This window comes from Natronorubrum sediminis (assembly GCF_900108095.1).
Classification (GTDB): Archaea; Halobacteriota; Halobacteria; order Halobacteriales; family Natrialbaceae; genus Natronorubrum; species Natronorubrum sediminis.
This window is the reverse complement of sequence record NZ_FNWL01000004.1, coordinates 1-22143: the sequence shown is the minus strand read 5'-3', so window position 1 is coordinate 22143 and position 22143 is coordinate 1. Positions and strand designations below refer to the sequence as shown.

The following is a 22143-nucleotide window of genomic DNA, read 5'->3' as shown; positions in this document are numbered from 1 at the left end:
TTTACCGTCTGGTAAAGAATTCCTCTCGAGCGTTTCTGGAACAAATTTGTTATATATCCATCACCCGCAGTAGGCGTATGAGCGATGCTCGAGAGGGGGAGTCCACCGCGGACACCAAGGAGGTGATCATGGAAGCGACGTTCCGTGCGCTGAGCGAGCACGGCTACAAGGACCTCCGAATGCGCGACATCGGCGAGGAAATGGACCTGACGCGGCAGGTAATCCACTATCACTTCGACGGCAAGTACGACCTCCTCTCGTCCTTTTTAGAACACGTCATCGAGCAGTACGAGGGAAGCGTGGAAGTCGAGGATGACGCCGACCCGCGCACGGAACTCGACGCGCGGATCGACCAGTGCCTGTTCGGCCCGGAGTTCGAGGAGTTCTCCCACTGGGATCGGATGAAAGTCTACCACGAACTGTACACATACGCCCAGAACGACGGCGAACACCGGAAAATCTTCACCGACCACTACGACCGAATTCGCGGGAGTATCGTCGACGTCATCGAGACGGGCATCGAGCAGGGTGCGTTCCGGGCCGTCGACGCCGAACTGATGGGCCAACTCGTGACGGACGTTATCCACGCCGCACGCGGCCGACGCATCTCGCTCGGCCACGAGGACGCCCCGGCGGAGGCTCGAGCGGCCATCGACGAGTTCATCCTCGACTCGCTGTACGCAGAGGGGTAACTCGACCCGCTTTCGAGGTGGAACGTGACCGCTTTCGAGGTGGAACGTGACCGCTTTCGAGGTGGAACGTGACCGCTCTCGAGGTGCAACGTGACTGCTCTCGTGGTGGAACGTGGCTGCTCCCTCGAGTCGCCAAACTCACCGGTTTTGGCCCCGGATGGCCGCCCGATCACTCCTCCTCTCGAGTGCCGAAGACGCCTTCTTCGGCCAACTCGTCGAGTTCGGCTTCGGTGTATCCCAGGTCCCGGAATACGTCTCGGTTGTGTTCGCCGAGAAGCGGCGGCGCACGGTCGAATCCGGTCTCCGCGCGGTCGAACTTCAGCGGGTGTTCGATGACCGGTACCGTTCCGAGTTCGGGGTGCTCGAGTTCGGTGATCGTGCCGCGGGCCTCGACCTGTGGATTCGTCAGCGCCTCCTCGACGTCGTAGACGGGGCCGGCCGGGACGCCGGCGTCCTCGGCGATAATCTCGATCCACTCGTCGGTCGTCTTCGTCCCGAGCGTGGCTTCGATTTCGGCTTCTAACTCCGCTAAGTGGTCGACGCGGTCGGCGTTCGTCTCGAATCGGTCGTCCTCGGGGAGGTCGGGTCGCTCGAGTGCCTCACACAGCTCACCCCAGAGCTTCTCGTTGAGGATACAGACGTTGAGAAACCCGTCTTTGGTCTCGAACGTTTGATACGGTGCGAGCACCGGATCTTTCGTCCCCATCCGCCGCGTCTCGTTGCCCGCGAAGACCTGTCCGGCCTGTTTAGTGAGCCAGGGAAGCGTCGACTCGAGCATCCCGAGGTCAATGTACTCGCCGTCGCCGGTCCGTTCTCGCCGGTAGAGTGCCGTCATCGCCCCGAAAGATGCCCACATCGAAGTGATGAGATCCGTCATCGGTAGCCCCGTTTTGACGGGTTGGCGACCTTCCTCGCCGGTCACGTCCATGATCCCCCCCATCCCCTGTATGAGCAGGTCGTAGCCCGCTCGCTCTCGCCACGGGCCGGTCTGTCCGAACGCGGAAATCGCGAGGTAGATGATGTCCTCGTTGTGTTGTGCGATCGTGTCGTAATCGACCTCAAGTCGCTCTGCGGTGCCCGGCCGGAAGTTCTGGATGAAGATGTCGGTCTCCTCGACGAGTTCGTACAACGCCTCCTTCGCTCGCGGGTTTTTCAGGTCGAGTTCGAGACTCTTCTTTCCGTAGTTGACGGTCCAGTAATATGGCGACTCGCCTTCGATAAACGGCGGTCCAGAGTGGCGAATCGCGTCCCCGTATCCGGGTTGTTCAATTTTGAGTACCTCCGCTCCCTGATTCGCGAGCATCGCCGAGCAGAACCCGCCGGTAACGAACGTCGAGAGATCCAGCACGGTGACTCCCTCGAGAATTTTATCGCGTTCGCTCATCCGTTCCCCTCGGTTCGATGCCTGTCGTTGGTGTGTTCGTATTCCATGGTACAGTGTAATCGACGTGGTCCGCTCGAGCGCGTTACTTGCGAACACACTCCCCGAGTACTTCTCCCGTGACAAACATTGCCTTACCGGTTGGTAAACCTATCGACGGAGGGGTTCGACCATAGGCACACCCGCTCTCGCAAACGAAACCCGAATCCAGCCCAACCGCTAAATGCGACGGTCGGGTACGCCCGGTCACAATGAAGGCAGTGTTGTTCGACATGGACGGCGTCCTCGTCGACAGCGAGACCTACTGGTCGACGTTCGAACACGAGGAGTTGTTTCCCGACGCCCTCCCCCACGAAGACATCGACCGCGCCGGAACCAGCGGCATGAACTTTCGCGACATCTACGACTACCTCGAGGGCGAGTACGGAACCGAAATCTCTCGGTCCGAGTGGATCGATCGCTTCGACGCGGCCGCCGAAACCATCTACACCGAACGCGTGTCCCTCCTCGACGGTCTCCACGACTTACTCGAGGAACTCGACGAACGGGGCGTCCACACGGCACTCGTCTCCTCCTCGCCCCATCACTGGATCGAACAGGTTCTCGAGCGATTCGACCTCGAGGGTTCTTTCGACCGCGTCGTCAGCGCCGACGACATCGACGCGCCGAGTAAACCGAATCCGGGCGTCTTCGAACACGCGGCGGCCGAACTGGACATCTCGCCTGCCACCTCACTCGTCGTCGAAGACTCCGAAAACGGGATCGAAGCCGCTTCTCGAGCCGGAACGACCGTCGTCGCCTACCGAATCGAGGCCCATGGCGACCTCGACTACTCGTCGGCCGACCACGTCGTCGAGACGCCCGCCGAGGTTCGAGAGACGGTGCTCGAGGAGGTACGCTAAGCGGCGGCTTCGCCCATCTCACGTGCGAGCGCTTCCGTGTCGCGTTCACCGTCGTTGCCCGCCTCGCTGGAACACGTTGTAGAGCCAACCGAACGTGATCCCCATCGCGAAGCCGTCGGCACCAGCCCAGACGACGCCGGCGAGGGTGCCGCCGTCGTCCGACTCGAAGCCGGGGTACATATCCGCGAACAGGCCTCGCCACTCCTCGGCGATACCGACTCGAGAGAGCATTCCGATCAGTCCGATGCTGAGTGCCATCGTCGTCCCGCAGGCGAACCCGAACGCCATCGGATCGAGGTCTTCGTAATCGCCGTCCAACTCGTCCATCGTCGGTGCCGGATCTCGCGGTCGATTCTGTGATTCCATCACGAGCATCTCCACTGCCCGACGTGAAAGTAACACGACGCGCGAATTCCGGCCTTCGCTCCAGAGCGGTGCACGCAGACGATCCGCCGTAAGCCAGTACCGGTGCGACTGCAGACGTGTCGAGGTTGCACCGGTACACGACCACGGCAGACCGTATCAGACGACGTCGACGGTCCGCGTCGACTCGAGTGGTAACAGCGACTCCTCGGGAAACGTGACGGTGACGGTGAACTCAAGTTCCTCGGCGTCGGCCCCGAAGACGCCCACGGGAACGGTCTCCTCGCTTCGCAGGTAGGTCTTCGTGCTGGTCATCTCGACGCCGTTGACGGTGACGCGGACGCCCGCGCGGGCGGGTTCACCCACGTTCCTGACGGTTACGTCACAGACCTCGTTCTCTCCGGTTGCGACGGTCTCGGGAAACTGTCCCCAGTCGAATTCGATCGAGGGCAGCGACTGGGCACCCTCGTAGACCGATTCGGCGACCCCCTCCGTCAGCCCCGCGTCGACGAGGCCACCGATTCCCGCTTCGACGAGGTCACCCGGCGTCGTCAGCCCCTCCGAGGCGAGTTTGCTCGCCCGACCCGGGCCAACCTGATCGATGGCCGTCAATCCGACCGCGTCTTCGGCGACGCCGTTCTCGATTCTGGCTTCGACTCGCTTGGCGAGGTTCGCCGCGTGCGGTCCGGCGAGTCGATCGAGGAAGGCTCCGAGCGCTGAGACGAGTCGCGTCGCGTTGCGTCGGATCACCCAGGCGTCGCTCGCGAGTTCTGTCGGCGTCGAGCCGTTCGCAGCACCTCGCAAAATTGCGAGCACCTTTCGCTGGCCCGCCTCGAGATCCTCGGTCTCGTGGCCGACCAACGTCGCGCTGATCGCGTCGCGCTCTGACTGACGAGCAGACACCGAGTCGAACTCCTCTGCCGTCGCGACGCCCTCGAGCACGTCGTCGGCCTCGAGAACCGCCCTGTCCTCGCTGACCCGATCACAGAGTTCCGCGAACGTCGCGGCCGTCTCGAGGCGCAAGTAGTACTTCGAGGCGAGGACGCCCCGAGGGGTCGGCTCGATCGAGAGATCGTCGGCGTCCATCTCGACGAAGCCGCGCTCGACCAGCCCCTCGAGGCAGTCTCGGACGCGCTGGCGGAGGTTTGGAAAGTCGTATTCTTCGGGTTTCGACTGGCCGCGGACGTAGTAGAAGGTCGTCTCGAGCCAGTCCATCACCTCCTCTAAGTCCGTGATCGTCCCCATCGCGATCTCGGCGTTGAGGTGGGTCTCGAGCGTCTCCGCGAGTCGGGATTCGATCTCCTTGCCGTCTCGGAGGAGCCGTCGGTACTTGTCCGCGTCCGAGCCGTCACAGACGACCCAGCCGTAGCCGACGTCGTCGTAGCCGGGGCGTCCCGCACGGCCGAGCATCTGGAGCACGTCGAGGGGACTCATGTCCACTTCTCCCTCGAGGGGGTCGTGGATCTTCGTGTCGCGGATCACGACGCAGCGCGCGGGCATGTTGACGCCCCAGGCCAGCGTCGAGGTCGAAAAGAGCAGTTCGATGTGACCCTCCTTGAACCACTGCTCGACGAGGTCTCGCTCCGTCTTCGAGAGGCCCGCGTGGTGGAACGCGACGCCGTCGAGGACGGAGTTTCGAAGGGTGTCGTTGTCGAGTGCGGCTTTCGACTCGTCGTGGAACTCGATGTCGCCGCGAACGCCCATCGGAACGTCTCGCTCGGCGATTTCGTCTCGAGCCTTCTTGGCCGCCTGCACGGTGTCCTGTCGGGAGGAGACGAAGACGAGCGCCTGGCCGTCCTCCCGGAGGTGTGGCTCAGCGAGGTCGATCGCGCGATAGAGCCGGCGGTACTTGTCCGCGAAGGAGTTCTCGCCGTGCGTGTAGGTCTTGACGCCCGCGTTCAGGTCGACCGGTCGGTACTCGTCGCCGAACTCGAAGGTCGTTTCCGCGGGGGCGTCGAGCCACGCCGCCACGTCGTCGACGTTCGGCATCGTCGCCGAGAGTGCGACCACGCGGGGATCACAGAGCCGACGCAGGCGAGAGACCGTCACCTCGAGCACCGAGCCGCGTCGGTCGGCGTCGAGAAGGTGGACCTCGTCGATGACGCAGACGTCGATATCGGTGACGAAGTCGTACCGGCGCGACTCGTGTTTTCGGGTCGCCGAGTCGAGTTTCTCCGGCGTCATCACGAGGATGTCCGCGCGTCGCGCGCGCCGCGGATTCAGATCCCGCTCGCCGGTGACGACGTAGACGGAGTAATCCAGACTCTCGAATCGGTCCCAGTCGTCTTCCTTTTCGTTCGTCAGCGCTCGCAACGGGGCGATAAACAGCGCCGTTCCGCCGTCGGCGAGCGCCTTACAGATCGCCAGCTCCGCGAGGGCGGTTTTGCCCGAGGCGGTCGGCGCGCTCGCGACCACGTTTTCCTCGGATTCGAGCAATCCGGGCAGTGCCTCGCGTTGCATCCGGTTGAACTCCTCGAAGGCAAAGGCGTCGGCGAATTCGGGGAGAACCTCGGCGACCTCCATCACACGAAAACGGGGAGTGGCGGGTCAAAGGCGTTTCCTTCGAGTCGCGAGTCCGACTCGAGTCACACAGCGAAACGGAGGCGTCTCGATCTCGCGACCCGACTATCGGCCGGTGAGGGTCGACGCGAGGACCGCTCCCGCGGTCGCGAACACCAGCGGGTAGAGGATGCCGGCGAGCAAGATCGCAGGGAGGAGTTCCGGTGCAATGCTTCCGCTCATCTCGATCGGTCCGAACGTCCCTTCGCTGCTGGATTCGGCGACGTGGGCGCCGATACTGACGACGATTGCGTACCCGATCGTAACCGGTGCAGCGGCGAGGACCGCGTCGCCGATATCACTTACGTGCCACTGAGCAGCCAGAATTGCCCCAATAGTGAACAACACGAGTGGCGGCAGCACGTACAGCAACGTTGCGCTCGTACTCCCGGATTCGGCGATGAGGTTGGCGGTATCCGTTCCGCCCCACGCGCCGAACTCGCCACTGGTCTCGATGTCGACGAGGTGAGCGTTGTAGAAGTACCAGGCGACGCCTTTCCAGTCGGCAACGTCGTCACCCACGGCCTCGCGGGCCTCATCGATGATGAGGACGTACGACGCGAGGTACCCAATCGCGGCCGCCAGCACGCCGAGTCCGGCACTCGCCGCGACACTCGAGCCACGCGATGCTGGACCGTCGTTGGCTGTCGCCAATCGTGACATTGTATCGGGTCCGAAAGCCAGTTGATATAATGAGTCTTGTGGTTTTCACGGAAATTTATGAAAAATATTCAACCATAGCAAACGCACTCTAAAGCGGTACTCTCCGGGGGTATGGCCACTTAGACGACCTGATCGTTCGACGATGTCTCGTCGAGTTGGTCACTCAGGAGACTCGAGGCCCGCTCCGGACTCGGCACGCGCTCGAAGGTCAGTTCGGGGTCGCCCGACCCGGCCGTGTACACCGTGAGATCGCCGTAGCCGAGTGCACGGCCGATCATCGACTGGTTGAGGCTCGTGTTCTGGACGCGATCGAGGCGAAACTGGGTCACGTCTCTCGAGATCACGCCGTATTTCTTGTACAACTCGGAGGTCGTGATCACGTAGCGGGTGTTCGTCCAGACGAGGTAGCGAGCGCCCGCGAGGGCGAGGCCACCGATCAGGAGGAGGACTCCCAGAACCGTCAGAACGCCGACGCCGTCGCTCGCGGTCCACCCGGCGAGGACGAATCCGAAGAGGGTGAGGACGAGTCCGGCGGGGAGCCCAACCCCCATCGTGATCGGATGTGGCCGACTCTCCCAGACGACGTCGTCTTCGTCGCTGATATGGAACCAGTCGGGAGTCGTGCTGAACGCCATGGACCGTGGCTATTCTACTCTCTCTGGTAAATCTACCGGGAGTACGATCCCCATACAGTCTTGATACCCTGAAATTCCTCCGCTCCAATCGAAACGAACGGGGTGGTTTCGATTGTAGCCAGCGACGATAGCACTGGTTTAGAAGTGGCTTGCCCGGAGGTGGAAACCAGTCCGTACTCGGGCTCGAGTCGGCTTCGTCTCGAAATTCCCGGTAGCCACGGCCCCCGGATCACCACGGTTTTTCACGGTGGGACCCTTCGTTCCGGTATGAGCACCACTCGCAAACCCGACTGGCTCAAGATGCGGCCGCCGTCGGGTCGGGAGTTCGCGGGGATTCGGGAGACGCTGCGCGAGCGGAACCTCCATACCGTCTGCGAGGAGGCCAACTGCCCGAACCTCGGTGAGTGCTGGTCCGGCGGGGCCGGAACGGGCGAGAGCTCGGGCGGCACGGCGACGTTCATGTTGATGGGCGATCGCTGCTCTCGAGCCTGCAACTTCTGTGACGTCCAGACCGGGGGAATGGAGGCCCTCGACCCCGACGAACCCGCGAACGTCGCGGACGCAGTCGCCGAGATCGGACTCGACTACGTTGTCCTGACGAGCGTCGACCGAGACGACCTACCGGATCAGGGGGCGGGCCACTTCGCGGAGACGATTCGCGAGATCAAGGATCGACACCCGGGGATTCTCGTCGAAGTCCTCATTCCGGACTTTCAGGGGGAGGCTCGCCTCGTCCGAAAGATCATCGACGCCGAACCGGACGTCATCGCACACAACATCGAAACCGTCGAACGCCTGCAATTTCCCGTCCGCGATCGCCGCGCGGGCTACGAACAGAGCCTCTCCGTCCTCGAGCAAGTCGAGCGCGAGTCTGACATCTACACGAAAACGTCGATCATGCTCGGCCACGGCGAGTACGACCACGAAGTCTACCAGACGATGGCGGACCTGCGCGAGCGCAGCGTCGACATCGTCACGCTCGGGCAGTATCTCCGGCCTTCGAGCGACCACCTCGAGGTGAAACGCTACGATCACCCGGACAAGTACGAGACGTGGCGTCGCGTCGCGGAAGACGAACTGGGCTTTCTCTACTGTGCCAGCGGACCGATGGTTCGCTCGTCCTACAAGGCCGGCGAACTGTTCGTCGACGCCGTCTTGCGCGAGGGCAAGAGCGTCGCGGAGGCGAGAGCGGATGCTCGAGGCGCATCCAGTGCCGGCCAGACGCACTCTCGAAGCTAACGAACTCGAGCGTTCGGTCTCGACCGATGGACGACGGTCTCGACGGACGGGCGTTCGTGGTTTTGCTGGCGTGTGGTTTCGAACCAGATATTCGCACTCGAGTTGTCCCCTTCTGTGCTGTCCGCTATTCTCACCCCACAAACGCGAACGCCACTCACCAGCGCGCCTCGGGCGACCGTCACACTCCCCGTCGAAATGTACCGGCCCCCAATTCGGACGATACTAGCCAAAACTGATCAAACACGTCCACTTTTGACGGACTCGAGTGGAAGAAATACCGCTCTGATACCCTATTTTGGGAAACTCCTTTATTGTGAGCGATTGTTCCCTAGGGTATGTACAGGTGGGTTTACCCGTGAGTACGCTACAACGCAGCCCCCGAGACCGAGTACAGATTCTCGACGAGTCTGGACGGGTCCTCGAGGATGCCGACGTCCCCGACCTGACCGACGAGGAACTCGTCCAGATGTACGAGCAGATGCGCCTGATTCGTCACTTCGATGAACGGGCCGTAAGCCTCCAGCGCCAGGGTCGAATGGGGACGTACCCCCCGTTGTCCGGACAGGAAGCCTCCCAGATCGCCAGTGCGTACGCACTCGCCGACGACGATTGGGTGTTCCCGAGTTACCGCGAACACGGCACCGCGCTGGTTCGAGGAATGAGCCTCGAGCGAACGCTGCTCTACTGGATGGGCCACGAACAGGGCAACCAGATTCCAGACGACGCGAATATCTTCACCGTCGCGGTTCCGATCGCGACGCAGATCCCCCACGCGACGGGGGCCGCCTGGGCCTCGAAGCTCAACGGAGAGGAAAAAGCGTTCCTCTGTTACTTCGGCGACGGCGCGACGTCGGAGGGTGACTTCCACGAAGGGCTCAACTTCGCCGGCGTCTTCGACACGCCGACCGTCTTCTTCTGTAACAACAACCAGTGGGCTATCTCCGTTCCGCGAGAGCGCCAGACGGCCAGCGCCACGCTGGCCCAGAAGGCCGAAGCGTACGGCTTCGAGGGCGTCCAGGTCGACGGGATGGATCCACTCGCCGTCTACAAGGTCACTCGAGACGCCGTCGAGAAGGCAAAGAATCCCGACGCCGTCGAGAGCGACGGCGCGGCCGGGCGAGCGACGCGCCCGACGCTGATCGAAGCCGTCCAATACCGCTACGGCGCGCACACGACCGCCGACGATCCCTCTGTCTACCGCGACGACGAGGAAGTCGAACACTGGAAAGGAAAGGACCCGATTCCGCGACTCGAGCAGTACCTCCGACACGAGGGCATCCTCGACGACGAGCGCGTCGAGCGAATCGACTCGGAAATCGAAGAGCGCGTCGCCGACGCGATCGACACCGCAGAGTCGGTTACACGCCCGGATCCGGAGGAAATATTCGCACACGTTTACGAGGGTATGCCCCGACGCTTACAACGACAGCTCGAATATTTCGAATCGATTCGCGAGCGACACGGCGACGACGAGCTCCTGGAAGGATAATATGGCAACACACGAGACACGATCGCAAACACACGACGAATCGGAGCGTCTCACGCTGGTCGAAGCAGTGAGAGACGGCTTGCACACCGAGATGGAACGCGACGACGACGTCCTCGTCATGGGCGAAGACGTCGGGAAAAACGGCGGCGTCTTCCGGGCGACGGAGGGCCTCTACGAGGAGTTCGGCGATGATCGCGTCGTCGACACGCCCCTCGCGGAGTCGGGTATCGTCGGAACGGCCATCGGAATGGCCGCCTACGGAATGCGCCCCGTCGCCGAGATGCAGTTTCTGGGCTTTATCTACCCCGCGTTCGACCAGATCGTCTCGCACGCTGCACGGCTACGCACGCGATCGCGCGGGCGATACACGTGTCCGCTGGTCGTCCGCGCGCCCTACGGCGGCGGAATCCGTGCGCCCGAACACCACTCCGAGTCCTCGGAGGCGATGTTCGTCCACCAGCCCGGGCTCAAGGTCGTCATGCCATCGACCCCCTACGACACGAAAGGCCTCCTCACGAGCGCGATTCGCGATCCGGACCCAGTGATCTTCCTCGAGCCGAAGCTCATCTACCGGGCGTTCAGAGAGGACGTCCCTACGGACTCCTACGAGGTACCGATCGGCGAGGCCGCCGTTCGCCGGGAGGGAAGCGACATCTCGGTCTACACGTGGGGGGCGATGACTCGACCGACGCTCGAGGCTGCGGAGAACCTCGAGGGCGAGATCGACGCCGAAGTGATCGACCTGCGGACGCTTTCGCCACTCGACGAGGAGACCATCGTCGAATCGTTCAAGAAGACGGGCCGCGCGGCGGTCGTCCACGAAGCGCCGAAGACAGGCGGACTCGGTGCCGAAATCGCCGCGACGCTCCAGGAGGAGGCCCTGCTCTATCAGGAAGCGCCGGTCGAACGGGTCACGGGCTTCGATACGCCGTTCCCGCTGTACGCACTCGAGGACTACTACCTGCCCGAACCGGCGCGCATCGAAGACGGCATTCGAGACGCGGTGGGGTTCTGAGATGGTCCGCGAGTTCAAGCTACCGGACGTCGGTGAGGGCGTCGCGGAGGGCGAATTGGTCTCGTGGCTGGTCGACGAAGGTGACGAGGTCACGGAGGATCAACCGGTCGCGGAGGTCGAAACCGACAAGGCGCTCGTCGAAGTCCCCTCGCCGGTCGACGGCACGGTCAGCGAGTTACACTACGCGGAAGGCGACGTGATCCCCGTCGGCAACGTCTTTGTGACGTTCGCGCTCGAGGGCGAGGACGACGCGGAGACGGCCGCCGAGGACGAAGCCGGCGAATCCGCAGCGACGGCCGGAGACGAAGAGACGGAACCAGCAACGGACGCCGAATCAGCGACGACGGACGAGGAGGGCGAGGCCGGCAGTTCTGGCGCGATCGGTGCCGAGACCGAGGAGACTGGGACGCCCCAGGATCGCGTCTTCGTCCCCCCCAGACTCCGTCGCAAAGCCCGCAAGGAGGGACTCGACCTCTCGAGCGTGCAGGGCAGCGGCCCTGGCGGTCGGATCACCGCGGCCGACATTCGAGCGGCGAGCGCAGCCGACGATGGCGGGCAGGCAACCCCTGATTCTGGGTCGAGTGACACGGAGACGGCTGACGACTCGAGTGACACCGGCGACGACCGAGCAGGGATGGAGGCGACACCGACGACTTCCCCCGCTTCCGGGGGTTCGTCCGCTCCATCGGCCGGCCTCGAGGACGCAGACCGTGAACAGACGCTGGCTGCGCCCGCAACTCGTCGGATCGCCGAGGAGGAAGGAGTCAATATCGACGCCGTCCCCGCTGTCGAAGAACGTGACGGCCAACCGTTCGTGACTCCCGACGCGGTTCGCGAGTACGCCGAGGCCAAGCGACAGGGGGCTGAGACCGAGGGACTCGAGGCCGGTGCAGCGGCTGATGCGACCGGCGTCGACTTCTCGGCTGGCGAGCGCGAACGCCGCGAACCCTTCGCCGGCGTCCGCAAACGGACCGCCGACGCGATGGTCGAGTCGAAGTTTACCGCTCCCCACGTGACCCACCACGACGAGGTCGACGTCACCGCTCTCGTCGAGGCTCGCGAGGACCTGAAGCCTCGCGCTGCTGATCGCGGGATTCAGCTGACCTACATGCCCTTCATCGTCAAGGCCGTCGTGGCAGCGTTGAAGGAGTACCCGGAGATGAACGCGGTCATCGACGACGACGCCGAGGAGATCGTCTACCGTGATTACTACAATATCGGCATCGCGACCGCAACCGACGCCGGACTGTTAGTGCCGGTCGTCGAGAACGCCGACCGGCAGGGGCTCTTAGCGCTCGCGTCCTCGATGAACGAACTGGTTCAGAAGGCTCGCGAACGTACGGTTAGCCCCACCGAACTGCAGGGATCGACGTTCACCGTCACCAACGTCGGTGGCATCGGCGGCGAGTACGCGACGCCGATCCTCAACTACCCCGAAGCGGGCATTCTCGCGGTCGGCGAAATCAAACGCAAGCCACGCGTCGTGACCGACGAGGAGGGCACCGAGACGATCGAACCGCGATCCGTCCTGACGCTCTCGCTGTCGTTCGATCACCGACTCATCGACGGTGCAATCGGCGCACAGTTTATGAACACCGTGATGGAGTCTCTCGAAAACCCACACTTACTACTGCTCGAGTGACCGTAGCAGAACTACCGACTACTACGACCTATGAACGCTGACACACAACACACGAGGGAGGGACCGAACTGATGGTCGTCGGAGACGTCACGACCGCGACGGACGTTCTGGTGATCGGAGCCGGCCCCGCGGGCTACGTCGCTGCGATCCGCGCCGGACAACTCGACCTGGACGTCACGCTCGTCGAGAAGGAAGCCTACGGAGGGACCTGTCTGAACCACGGCTGCATCCCCTCGAAGGCGCTGATCACGGCGACCGACGTCGCACACGGGGCCGCCACAGCCGAGGAGATGGGTATTCACGCCGATCCCGCGATCGACCTCTCGGGGATGGTCTCGTGGAAAGACGACGTCGTCGACCAACTCACGAGCGGCGTCGAGAAGCTCTGCAAGGCGAATCAGGTCTCCCTGCTCGAGGGAACCGCCACGTTCGTCGACGAGCACACCGCCCGAATCTCTCACAGCGGCGAGGGACAGGGCTCCGAGAGCCTCGAGTTCGAACACGCGATCGTCGCCACCGGTTCGCGCCCGATCGCCATTCCTGACTTCTCGTTCGACGCCGATCCCGTGATCGACTCGCGACAGGCGCTCGCACTCGATTCCGTCCCCGACTCGCTGGTCGTGGTCGGTGCAGGCTACATCGGCATGGAACTGGCGAGCGTCTACGCCAAACTCGGGACGGACGTCACCGTCGTCGAAATGCTGGATTCGATCCTGCCGGGATACGATGACGACCTCAAACGGCCGGTCAAACAGCGAGCGAACGATCTGGGAATCGAGTTCGTCTTCGAGCACACCGCCTCCGAGTGGTACGAACCGGACGAACACGTTCGCGTCGTCGCCGAACCCGTCGACGGTGCGGCAGCCAACGGCGGCAGCGCCGAAGCGATCGAGGAAGAACGCCTCGAACTCGACGTCGAGAAGGTCCTCGTCGCCGTGGGCCGCGAACCGGTCTCGGACACGCTCGACCTCGAGGCCGCCGGCGTCGAAACGGACGACCGTGGAATTATCCAAACCGATACGCGCGCGCGTACGAACGTCGACCACATCTTCGCCGTCGGTGACGTCGCCGGCGAGCCGATGCTCGCCCACAAGGGTAGCATGGAAGGACAGACCGCTGCGGAGGTTATCGCCGGCGAACCGGCCGCGATCGACCACCAAGCGATGCCCGCCGTCGTCTTCACCGATCCCGAGATCGCGACCGTCGGACTGACCGAATCCGACGCCGAAGAAGCGGGTTACGACCCCGTCGTCGGGCAGTTCCCCTTCCGGGCCAGCGGTCGCGCACTGACGACCGGCGACGCCGACGGCTTCGTCAAAATCGTCGCCGAGGAATCCGATGGATACGTCCTCGGAGCCAGCATCGTCGGCCCCGAAGCCTCCGAACTGATCGCCGAACTCTGTCTCGCGATCGAGTTGGGCGCCACGCTCGAGGACGTCGCGTCGACGGTCCACGCCCACCCAACGCTCTCCGAGTCGGTGATGGAAGCCGCAGAGAACGCGCTCGGTCACGCGATCCACACGCTGAACCGGTAGCCCGCCGTCGCGGCGAGATTTTGATTCGCCGACTCTCTCGTTTTCGGAACGTATCGTCCCGGTACGCGCTGGAATGTGCGTCGAACTTCTCGACCGATGGGAACTCTCGCTCCCATCTTCTCTCCCCAGTCCCAACTATCGACTGAAGCCATGACGCCCACCACTCCCCACCGAATCCGTCGGCGTACCGTCCTGTCGATCGCAGCCACGGGCACACTCGGTGGACTCGCCGGCTGTGCGTCGTTGCTCGAGAGCGACGACGATACCGGCGACACGGACGACGAAAACGACGACGACGACCCACTCACCGACTACGAGTACACCGAACCGCCACAGATCGTCGAGATCGCTGATCAGGGGTACGAATCGACCCTCCGGACGGTCCCGGCCCGATACGAACTCGTCAGTGCCGATTCGCCGGACGGTCCAGTCGAACTCCCCGAAGTCTGGGCCTGGCAGGCGGACGACCTCGGCCCGTCCGTTCCCGGACCCATCTACCGACTGTCCGAAGGCGACACGTTCGAACTCACCTACGACAACAGCGATCACAATCGTTCACACACCGTCCACGTCCACGCCGTCGGAAAATCATGGGAGGACGACGGCGCACCAGTCAGCACCCGCGAACACGTCAATGCTGGCGAGAGCCACACCTACACGCTCGAGGGCGACGTCCCCGGCACGCACGTCTACCACTGCCACTACCAAACGCACAATCACCTTGACATGGGAATGTACGGCATCCCCCGCGTCGATCCCGAGGGGTACGAGCCACCGGACCAGGAGTACTTCTTCACGCTGCGAGATTGGGATACCGACCTCCACGAGTGGGAAGCAGGCGGCGACGCCGAGTACGACCCGGTCGAACGATCCTCCGACGCGTACACGCTCAACGGCCGTAGCGCGCCGACGACGTTCCACCCCGAACTCGGAACGCCGCTGATCGTCTCGGAAGGTGACACCGTTCACCTCCACATCGCGAACAACGGCTACGAATCACACCCATTCCACACGCACGGTCACCGATTCACCGTTATCGAGAAAGACGGCGCACCAATTCCAGAAGCGGCCCAGCACGAAGAGGACGTCATCACCATCGGCCCCGCCGAACGCTACACCCTCGAGTTCGAAGCCGACGCCGACCCGGGAATATACCCGGCTCACTGTCACAAGGTCCACCACGTCACCACCGAGGGAAGTTATCCCGGTGGAATGGCGACCGCGATCGTCTACGAGGACGCCACAGAAACCGACGAATTCGCAGAAATCATGGAGGAAGCCGGCTACGACGGCTGAAAACGAATTCCAGATTCGTTCTTACTGCACGTACAGCGAGTACGCGATGACGACGAACCCGGCCAGAACGAGCAGGCTCTCGAGTAAGATTCCCGTCGCGAGTTGCACGCTGAGTAACTCATAGAGCAATCCCGCCAGCACGAGTCCGAGCGTCACGAGGCCGAACCCGAGCGCGAGCATTCCGAGCGCGCGCTGGCGCGTTCGCCTGTACGCCTTGAACGCGATGTAGGTGATCGCGCTCCCGACGACGAGGACGAGCGTCTTGACGACCGCGAGCGCGAGCGCAATTTCGGTTCCACCGACATCGATCGGACTCATGTTTCCTTTCGCACCTCCGACCACAACTCGGCCAATCGTTCGTCCGCCGTCCGGGCCGGTCGCTCGATCTGAACTGCGAGCGAGCGGTCGTCGTCTAACACGATCGTAATCTCGTTGAACGCAACCGCGTATTTGCTTGCGTGATGTCCATCCTGTCGAATTTCGGTCGACTCCTCGAGTAACGTCGCGTCGGTTAGCACCTCGAGTTTGCGATACAGCGTCGACTGTGGGATCTCACACGCGGACGTGAGCTCCGACGCCGTCATCGGCTCCTCGAGGCTCCGGATAATTTCACGACAATCGGGGTCGTCGAGCGCAGCGCAGATCTCCTCTGCTGGCGGCGTTGACTCCGACGCGATCGGATCCCGGACCATTCGTGTATCTCTTACGACGCGCGTGGTTTATCGGCATCGATGCATTCGCACGTACGCACCGACTCAGTCGCACTCGGTCACGACAGGTTCTTGCGCGTGCACGCTCGAGACCAATTTACGCGGGTCTCATTCGGCCCGACCGTGCCTGCAAGGGTGGAATGACCGGCCGACCTCCGCCCGCGTGATATTCTACACTGACCACGTGCTCGTTCTGGAGTCGCGACCGTACCCGAAATCCTCGAGAGCACGGTACGTCGATGGCAGTATTCTTCGAACAGTGTAAAATCGTCCCATGGTAGCGGGTTCCTATGGCCGTCTCGTTCGACGGCCTTATGTATGTACCCACCATCCGATAGTAATGCGAACGACGTGGCGCACTCCGCTACGTCCCCTCTGGCCGTTTCCCGGCACGGAGGTTGACACTCCATCCACCTGTACCGATCCCGCTGGTTCATCCAGTGGGTGTGTCGTATGGGGGTATCTGCCGTTGATCTGTTGGGCCGATGTCGATTGGCTCGGCGATCCGATGCCCTTATACGTCCCAGGGCGTTCAGATAGAATCGTAATCGCTCGCCGGATGCGACTTCCGGCGAGCTTCGATCCGACGCCCTTAAGTGTATAAGGCAACTCGGATGGAATGCAAAAGAAAATGTGATCGATGGGGCGTTCAACTCGCTCCATCAGCATGGATCACTCCGGTTCGAAGGGGTTATGTACCCCGGATGGCTTAGGAGTAGATCCGAAGGAAATGAGAATCCTACCCCTGCGGTCCGCCGTATAGATGGGATTTGATGTTAGCCTTGGTAGTTCGGTGTCGCTTGATCGGTCGGCGATCTGGGGGACATCGAACGTGGACCCATGTGTGAGTGTGTATCTTGGATACGACATTCACCGCCAAATTTAGCCCTCCCAGCTCATTGGGGCTGGGAGTTAGATAGCATTCCGGTTGATCCTGCCGGAGGTCATTGCTATTGGAGTCCGATTTAGCCATGCTAGTTGCACGAGTTTAGACTCGTAGCAGATAGCTCAGTAACACGTGGCCAAACTACCCTATGGATCCGAATAACCTCGGGAAACTGAGGCTAATGCGGAATACCGCTCGCTGCCTGGAAGTGGCGCGAGCGCGAAACGTTCAGGCGCCATAGGATGTGGCTGCGGCCGATTAGGTAGACGGTGGGGTAACGGCCCACCGTGCCGATAATCGGTACGGGTTGTGAGAGCAAGAGCCCGGAGACGGTATCTGAGACAAGATACCGGGCCCTACGGGGCGCAGCAGGCGCGAAACCTTTACACTGCACGCGAGTGCGATAAGGGGACTCCGAGTGCGAGGGCATATAGTCCTCGCTTTTCACCACCGTAAGGTGGTGGTGGAATAAGTGCTGGGCAAGACCGGTGCCAGCCGCCGCGGTAATACCGGCAGCACGAGTGATGACCGCTATTATTGGGCCTAAAGCGTCCGTAGCTGGCCGCACAAGTCTATCGGGAAATCTGCGTGCTTAACGCGCAGGCGTCCGGTGGAAACTGTGTGGCTTGGGACCGGAAGATCCAGAGGGTACGTCTGGGGTAGGAGTGAAATCCCGTAATCCTGGACGGACCGCCGGTGGCGAAAGCGCTCTGGAAGGACGGATCCGACGGTGAGGGACGAAAGCTCGGGTCACGAACCGGATTAGATACCCGGGTAGTCCGAGCTGTAAACGATGTCTGCTAGGTGTGACACTGGCTACGAGCCAGTGTTGTGCCGTAGGGAAGCCGTGAAGCAGACCGCCTGGGAAGTACGTCCGCAAGGATGAAACTTAAAGGAATTGGCGGGGGAGCACTACAACCGGAGGAGCCTGCGGTTTAATTGGACTCAACGCCGGACATCTCACCAGCATCGACAACGTGCCGTGAAGGTCAGTGTGATGAGCTTACTGGAGCCGTTGAGAGGAGGTGCATGGCCGCCGTCAGCTCGTACCGTGAGGCGTCCTGTTAAGTCAGGCAACGAGCGAGACCCGCACTCCTAATTGCCAGCAACACCCTTGTGGTGGTTGGGTACATTAGGAGGACTGCCAGTGCCAAACTGGAGGAAGGAACGGGCAACGGTAGGTCAGTATGCCCCGAATGTGCTGGGCGACACGCGGGCTACAATGGCCACGACAGTGGGATGCAACCCCGAAAGGGGGCGCTAATCTCCGAAACGTGGTCGTAGTTCGGATTGAGGGCTGAAACTCGCCCTCATGAAGCTGGATTCGGTAGTAATCGCGCCTCAGAAGGGCGCGGTGAATACGTCCCTGCTCCTTGCACACACCGCCCGTCAAAGCACCCGAGTGAGGTCCGGATGAGGCCCCTGTACGGGGGTCGAATCTGGGCTTCGCAAGGGGGCTTAAGTCGTAACAAGGTAGCCGTAGGGGAATCTGCGGCTGGATCACCTCCACAGACCGGGACTGGGGCGTCGCCCCAGCCCAGAAGCCGTGACGGTTTTCCGTCACGCAGTTCACGTTCGATCGCCCACCGTTAGGCCGATCGAGCACCTCAGAACTACCAAGGCTAACACTCACCTCGTGTCCACCATCGAGTGGTGGACGTGGGCCCATAGCTCAGTGGTAGAGTGCCTCCTTTGCAAGGAGGATGCCCAGGGTTCGAATCCCTGTGGGTCCATGACTCGGAGGAAATCACGGATCGTGTCCCTTAAGTGGGAGACGACCCGAGGATTGAATCCGAAGCAGAACCGATGCACCAGCCCGCGCAAGTGTGGCTGGGAAGGGTCAATGCAGGCCGGCCGTCTACCGGCGTGCAGATGAGACTGTGTGTACGTGTAGTCCAGGCGTCCACTGGACCCGTTCCCGGGTCACTTAACGATTACATCTTTGATGTAATCCCGATCCGATGAACGTGGCTACTGTGCCAGCTGGTGGATCGCTCGGCTTGAGAGCTGAAGACGGACGTGCCAAGCTGCGATAAGCCTGAGGGACCCGCACGGAGGGAAAGAACTCAGGATTTCCGAATGGGAATCCCCACCGCAATTGCTTCGCGCAATGGGGAACGCCGAGAACTGAAACATCTCAGTATCGGCAGGAAAAGAAAACGTAATGTGATGTCGTTAGTACTGGCGAAGGAACGCGATACAGTCCAAACCGAAGCCTTCGGGCAATGTGGTGTTCGGACTGACTAACACTCTCAGAGGATCTACAGGAAGTCTCTTGGAATAGAGCACGAGACAGGGTGACAGTCCCGTAGTGTAGATGAGTATGAGACGAGTCAGCTCCAGAGTATCGGGGGTTGGATATCCCTCGTGAATATCCCAGGCATCGACTGGGAAGACTAAACACTCCTCAAGACCGATAGCGAACAAGTAGTGTGAACGAACGCTGAAAAGTACCCCCAGAAGGGAGGTGCAATAGGGCGTGAAATCAGTTGGCGATAGAGCGACGGGGCACACAAGGTCCTGTGAGTAATGAATCAGGTGCGAACCTGTAGTAAGCATCACGGGAAGCCGGTGTTCCGTCGTACGTTTTGAAAAACGAACCAGAGAGTGTGCCTGATTGACGAGTCTAACCCGAGTATCGGGGAAGGCGTAGGGAAACCGACATGGCCGCAGTGCTTTGCACAAGGGCCGCCGTGTTCAAGCGCGGGGAGTCAATCGGGCACGACCCGAAACCGGACGATCTAGGCATGGGCAAGGTGAAGCGTGGCGAAAGCCACGTGGAGGCCTGCTAGCGTTGGTGTCCTACAATACCCTCGCGTGACCTATGTCTAGGGGTGAAAGGCCCATCGAGTCCGGAAACAGCTGGTTCCAACCGAAACATGTCGAAGCATGACCTCTGCCGAGATAGTTCGTGGGGTAGAGCAACGGATTGGGGGATCGCACTCCGAGAGGAGTGTGCCCCCCTGTCCAACTCCGAACCTACGAACGTCGTTTGACGCAGGGAGTCCGGTGCGCGGGGTAAGCCTGTGTACCGTGAGGGAGACAACCCAGAGCTGGGTTAAGGTCCCCAAGTGTGGACTAAGTGCGATCGAAGGTGGTCTCAAGCCCTAGACAGCCGGGAGGTGAGCTTAGAAGCAGCTACCCTCTAAGAAAAGCGTAACAGCTTACCGGCCGAGGTTTGAGGCGCCCAAAATGATCGGGGCTCAAGTCCACCACCGAGACCTAGCGGCACTCTTGACGGAGTGATCCTGTAGGTTGGCGTACTGTTCGGGCGGAAGCACGGCCGAGAGGTCGTGTGGACCGTGCAGTAACGAAAATTCTGGTCATAGTAGCAGCGTGAGTCGGGTGAGATCCTCGACGGCCAAACGAGTAAGGGTTCCTCAGCAATGCTGATCAGCTGAGGGTTAGCCGGTCCTAAGTCAGCCCGTAAGTCGAAGCTGACAACAGGGAAGTAGGTTAATATTCCTACGCCAGTGTGCACTCAAAGCCGACGCTTTGGGGCCGCCTCTACCGGGTTTTCGCCCGGTCGAACAGTCGAAGATCGTGGAAGCCGTAATGGCAGGAAGCGATCGAATGGCTGGATAGCGAAAGAGAGGTCAACCTAGAGCCCGTGAAAAGGCAAGCACACAGTCCGTACCGAGATCCGACACAGGTACTCGTGGCAGCGAAAGCCAAGGTCTGTCGGGAATAACCGACGTTAGGGAATTCGGCAAGTTAGTCCCGTACGTTCGCAATAAGGGATGCCTGCCTCGGAAAGAGGCAGGTCGCAGTGACTCGGGCGCTCCGACTGTCTAGTAACAACATAGGTGACCGCAAATCCGTAAGGACTCGTACGGTCACTGAATCCTGCCCAGTGCGGGTATCTGAACACCCCTTACAAGGGGACGAAGGACCCGTTAACGGCGGGGGTAACTATGACCCTCTTAAGGTAGCGTAGTACCTTGCCGCTTCAGTAGCGGCTTGCATGAATGGATCAACGAGAGCGCCACTGTCCCAACGTTGGGCCCGGTGAACTGTACGTTCCAGTGCGGAGTCTGGAGACCCCCAAGGGGAAGCGAAGACCCTATAGAGCTTTACTGCAGGCTGTCACTGAGACGTGGTCGCCATTGTGCAGCATAGGTAGGAGGCATTACACAGGTAGCCGCGCTAGCGGCTCACCGAGCCAGCATTGAAATACTACCCGATGGTGACTGCGACTCTCACTCCTGGCGGAGGACACTGGTAGCCGGGCAGTTTGACTGGGGCGGTACGCGCTTGAAAAGATATCGAGCGCGCCCCAAGATTTCCTCACCCGCGTCGGAGACGCGGGAAAGAGCGCAAGAGCATACGGAAGTCTGACAGTGTCCGGCACAACGACGGACGCTGACGCGAAAGCGTGGTCTAGCGAACCAATTAGGCTGCTTGATGCGGCCAATTGCTGACAGAAAAGCTACCTTAGGGATAACAGAGTCGTCACCCGCAAGAGCACATATCGACCGGGTGGCTTGCTACCTCGATGTCGGTTCCCTCCATCCTGCCTGTGCAGAAGCAGGCAAGGGTGAGGTTGTTCGCCTATTAAAGGAGGTCGTGAGCTGGGTTTAGACCGTCGTGAGACAGGTCGGCTGCTATCTATTGGGGGTGTTACGGTATCTGACGAGAACGTTCGTATAGTACGAGAGGAACTACGAATGGGTGCCACTCGTGTACCGGCTGTCCGAGAGGGCACGTGCCGGGCAGCGACGCACCACGGGGTAAGAGCTGAACGCATCTAAGCTCGAAACCCACTTGGAAAAGAGATACCACTGAGATCACTCGTAGAAGACGAGTTCGATAGACTCGGGGTGTACGCGCCAAGGCAACGAGGCGTTGAGCCCGCGAGCACTAATCGATCGAGCCACACAGTCATACATTATCGCATTGGATCCGTGACGCGGAGAACGGGTCCGGACGCAAACTGGACTACACATACACACGGTCAGAGGCCACCGATTACGGTTTAGCGACGGTTCGAGTCCGTTGATCGGCATTACGGCGGCCAGAGCGACGAGGTGCCTCCCGTACCCATCCCGAACACGGAAGATAAGCTCGTCTGCGTATCGGCACGTACTGGAGTGCGCGAGCCTCTGGGATCCCCGATTCGCCGCCTTCACTCATACT

General features: G+C 61.5%; 15 protein-coding genes, 1 tRNA gene and 3 rRNA genes. 12 read left to right on the top strand and 7 right to left on the bottom strand.

The genetic code is table 11. The features are described from left to right. Positions 1-77: 77 nt before the first annotated feature. The gene (locus BLW62_RS15215; protein WP_090507900.1) at positions 78-692 is read left to right on the top strand and encodes a TetR/AcrR family transcriptional regulator; all 615 of its coding nucleotides are present in this window, start codon (positions 78-80) and stop codon (positions 690-692) included. Between the two features lie 169 nt (positions 693-861). Here the strand turns inward: BLW62_RS15215 and BLW62_RS15210 are convergent, their stop codons facing one another. Then, positions 862-2076 carry a CaiB/BaiF CoA transferase family protein gene (locus BLW62_RS15210; protein ID WP_090507899.1) on the bottom strand — a complete coding sequence of 405 codons (1215 nt, stop codon included), beginning with the start codon at positions 2074-2076 and terminating at the stop codon, positions 862-864. Between the two features lie 248 nt (positions 2077-2324). Here BLW62_RS15210 and BLW62_RS15205 point away from each other — a divergent pair, with 248 nt between their 5' ends. Next, complete coding sequence (locus BLW62_RS15205; RefSeq protein WP_090507898.1) at positions 2325-2975, top strand: HAD family hydrolase; 651 nt, start codon at positions 2325-2327, stop codon at positions 2973-2975. Between the two features lie 45 nt (positions 2976-3020). On the opposite strand, the gene BLW62_RS15200 is transcribed toward BLW62_RS15205, so the two are convergent. The 4 genes from BLW62_RS15200 to BLW62_RS15185 form a co-directional block, all read right to left on the bottom strand. Then, positions 3021-3341 carry a bacteriophage holin gene (locus BLW62_RS15200; RefSeq protein ID WP_139305420.1) on the bottom strand — a complete coding sequence of 107 codons (321 nt, stop codon included), beginning with the start codon at positions 3339-3341 and terminating at the stop codon, positions 3021-3023. 156 nt (positions 3342-3497) lie between these two features. Further along, positions 3498-5861: a DEAD/DEAH box helicase gene (locus BLW62_RS15195; RefSeq protein WP_090507896.1), complete on the bottom strand. Its 2364-nt coding sequence runs from the start codon at positions 5859-5861 to the stop codon at positions 3498-3500. 102 nt (positions 5862-5963) lie between these two features. Then, positions 5964-6560 (bottom strand): DUF7978 family protein, encoded by a 597-nt coding sequence (locus BLW62_RS15190; RefSeq protein WP_090507895.1) that lies wholly within the window; start codon positions 6558-6560, stop codon positions 5964-5966. A gap of 119 nt (positions 6561-6679) precedes the next feature. Next, entirely contained in the window at positions 6680-7195 is a 516-nt protein-coding gene (locus BLW62_RS15185; protein ID WP_090507894.1) for a PH domain-containing protein, read from the bottom strand. A 267-nt stretch (positions 7196-7462) separates the two neighbouring features. Here BLW62_RS15185 and lipA point away from each other — a divergent pair, with 267 nt between their 5' ends. From lipA to BLW62_RS15155, 6 genes are all read left to right on the top strand, one after another. Continuing rightward, positions 7463-8434, top strand: a complete 972-nt coding sequence (gene lipA, locus BLW62_RS15180; protein ID WP_090507893.1) for a lipoyl synthase — start codon at positions 7463-7465, stop codon at positions 8432-8434. 355 nt (positions 8435-8789) lie between these two features. Continuing rightward, a complete protein-coding gene (pdhA, locus tag BLW62_RS15175) occupies positions 8790-9923 on the top strand; it encodes a pyruvate dehydrogenase (acetyl-transferring) E1 component subunit alpha (protein WP_090507892.1) in 1134 nt (377 codons plus the stop codon). Position 9924: 1 nt separating this feature from the next. Then, entirely contained in the window at positions 9925-10938 is a 1014-nt protein-coding gene (locus tag BLW62_RS15170; RefSeq protein ID WP_090507891.1) for an alpha-ketoacid dehydrogenase subunit beta, read from the top strand. Position 10939: 1 nt separating this feature from the next. After that, entirely contained in the window at positions 10940-12580 is a 1641-nt protein-coding gene (locus tag BLW62_RS15165) for a dihydrolipoamide acetyltransferase family protein (RefSeq protein ID WP_090507890.1), read from the top strand. Between the two features lie 71 nt (positions 12581-12651). Beyond that, on the top strand, positions 12652-14115 hold the full coding sequence (gene lpdA / locus BLW62_RS15160) for a dihydrolipoyl dehydrogenase (RefSeq protein WP_090507889.1): 1464 nt from the start codon (positions 12652-12654) through the stop codon (positions 14113-14115). A gap of 150 nt (positions 14116-14265) precedes the next feature. After that, positions 14266-15411: a multicopper oxidase domain-containing protein gene (locus BLW62_RS15155; protein WP_175459768.1), complete on the top strand. Its 1146-nt coding sequence runs from the start codon at positions 14266-14268 to the stop codon at positions 15409-15411. Between the two features lie 21 nt (positions 15412-15432). Here the strand turns inward: BLW62_RS15155 and BLW62_RS15150 are convergent, their stop codons facing one another. Next, a complete protein-coding gene (locus BLW62_RS15150) occupies positions 15433-15729 on the bottom strand; it encodes a DUF7521 family protein (RefSeq protein ID WP_090507888.1) in 297 nt (98 codons plus the stop codon). Next, on the bottom strand, positions 15726-16103 hold the full coding sequence (locus tag BLW62_RS15145; protein WP_090507887.1) for a winged helix-turn-helix domain-containing protein: 378 nt from the start codon (positions 16101-16103) through the stop codon (positions 15726-15728). Before BLW62_RS15145 ends, BLW62_RS15150 begins: the two co-directional genes overlap by 4 nt. A gap of 939 nt (positions 16104-17042) precedes the next feature. Between BLW62_RS15145 and BLW62_RS15140 the strand changes: the two genes are divergently transcribed. The 4 genes from BLW62_RS15140 to rrf all read left to right on the top strand — a co-directional run bounded on the left by BLW62_RS15140 (position 17043) and on the right by rrf (position 22135). Next, a 16S ribosomal RNA gene (locus BLW62_RS15140) occupies positions 17043-18516 on the top strand. A gap of 152 nt (positions 18517-18668) precedes the next feature. Further along, positions 18669-18740 (top strand) — tRNA-Ala (locus BLW62_RS15135). A 229-nt stretch (positions 18741-18969) separates the two neighbouring features. Beyond that, positions 18970-21889, top strand: a 23S ribosomal RNA gene (locus tag BLW62_RS15130). 124 nt (positions 21890-22013) lie between these two features. Beyond that, positions 22014-22135, top strand: a 5S ribosomal RNA gene (gene rrf / locus BLW62_RS15125). The 16S, 23S and 5S rRNA genes sit together here with 1 tRNA gene alongside, the layout of an rRNA operon. Positions 22136-22143 lie beyond the last annotated feature (8 nt).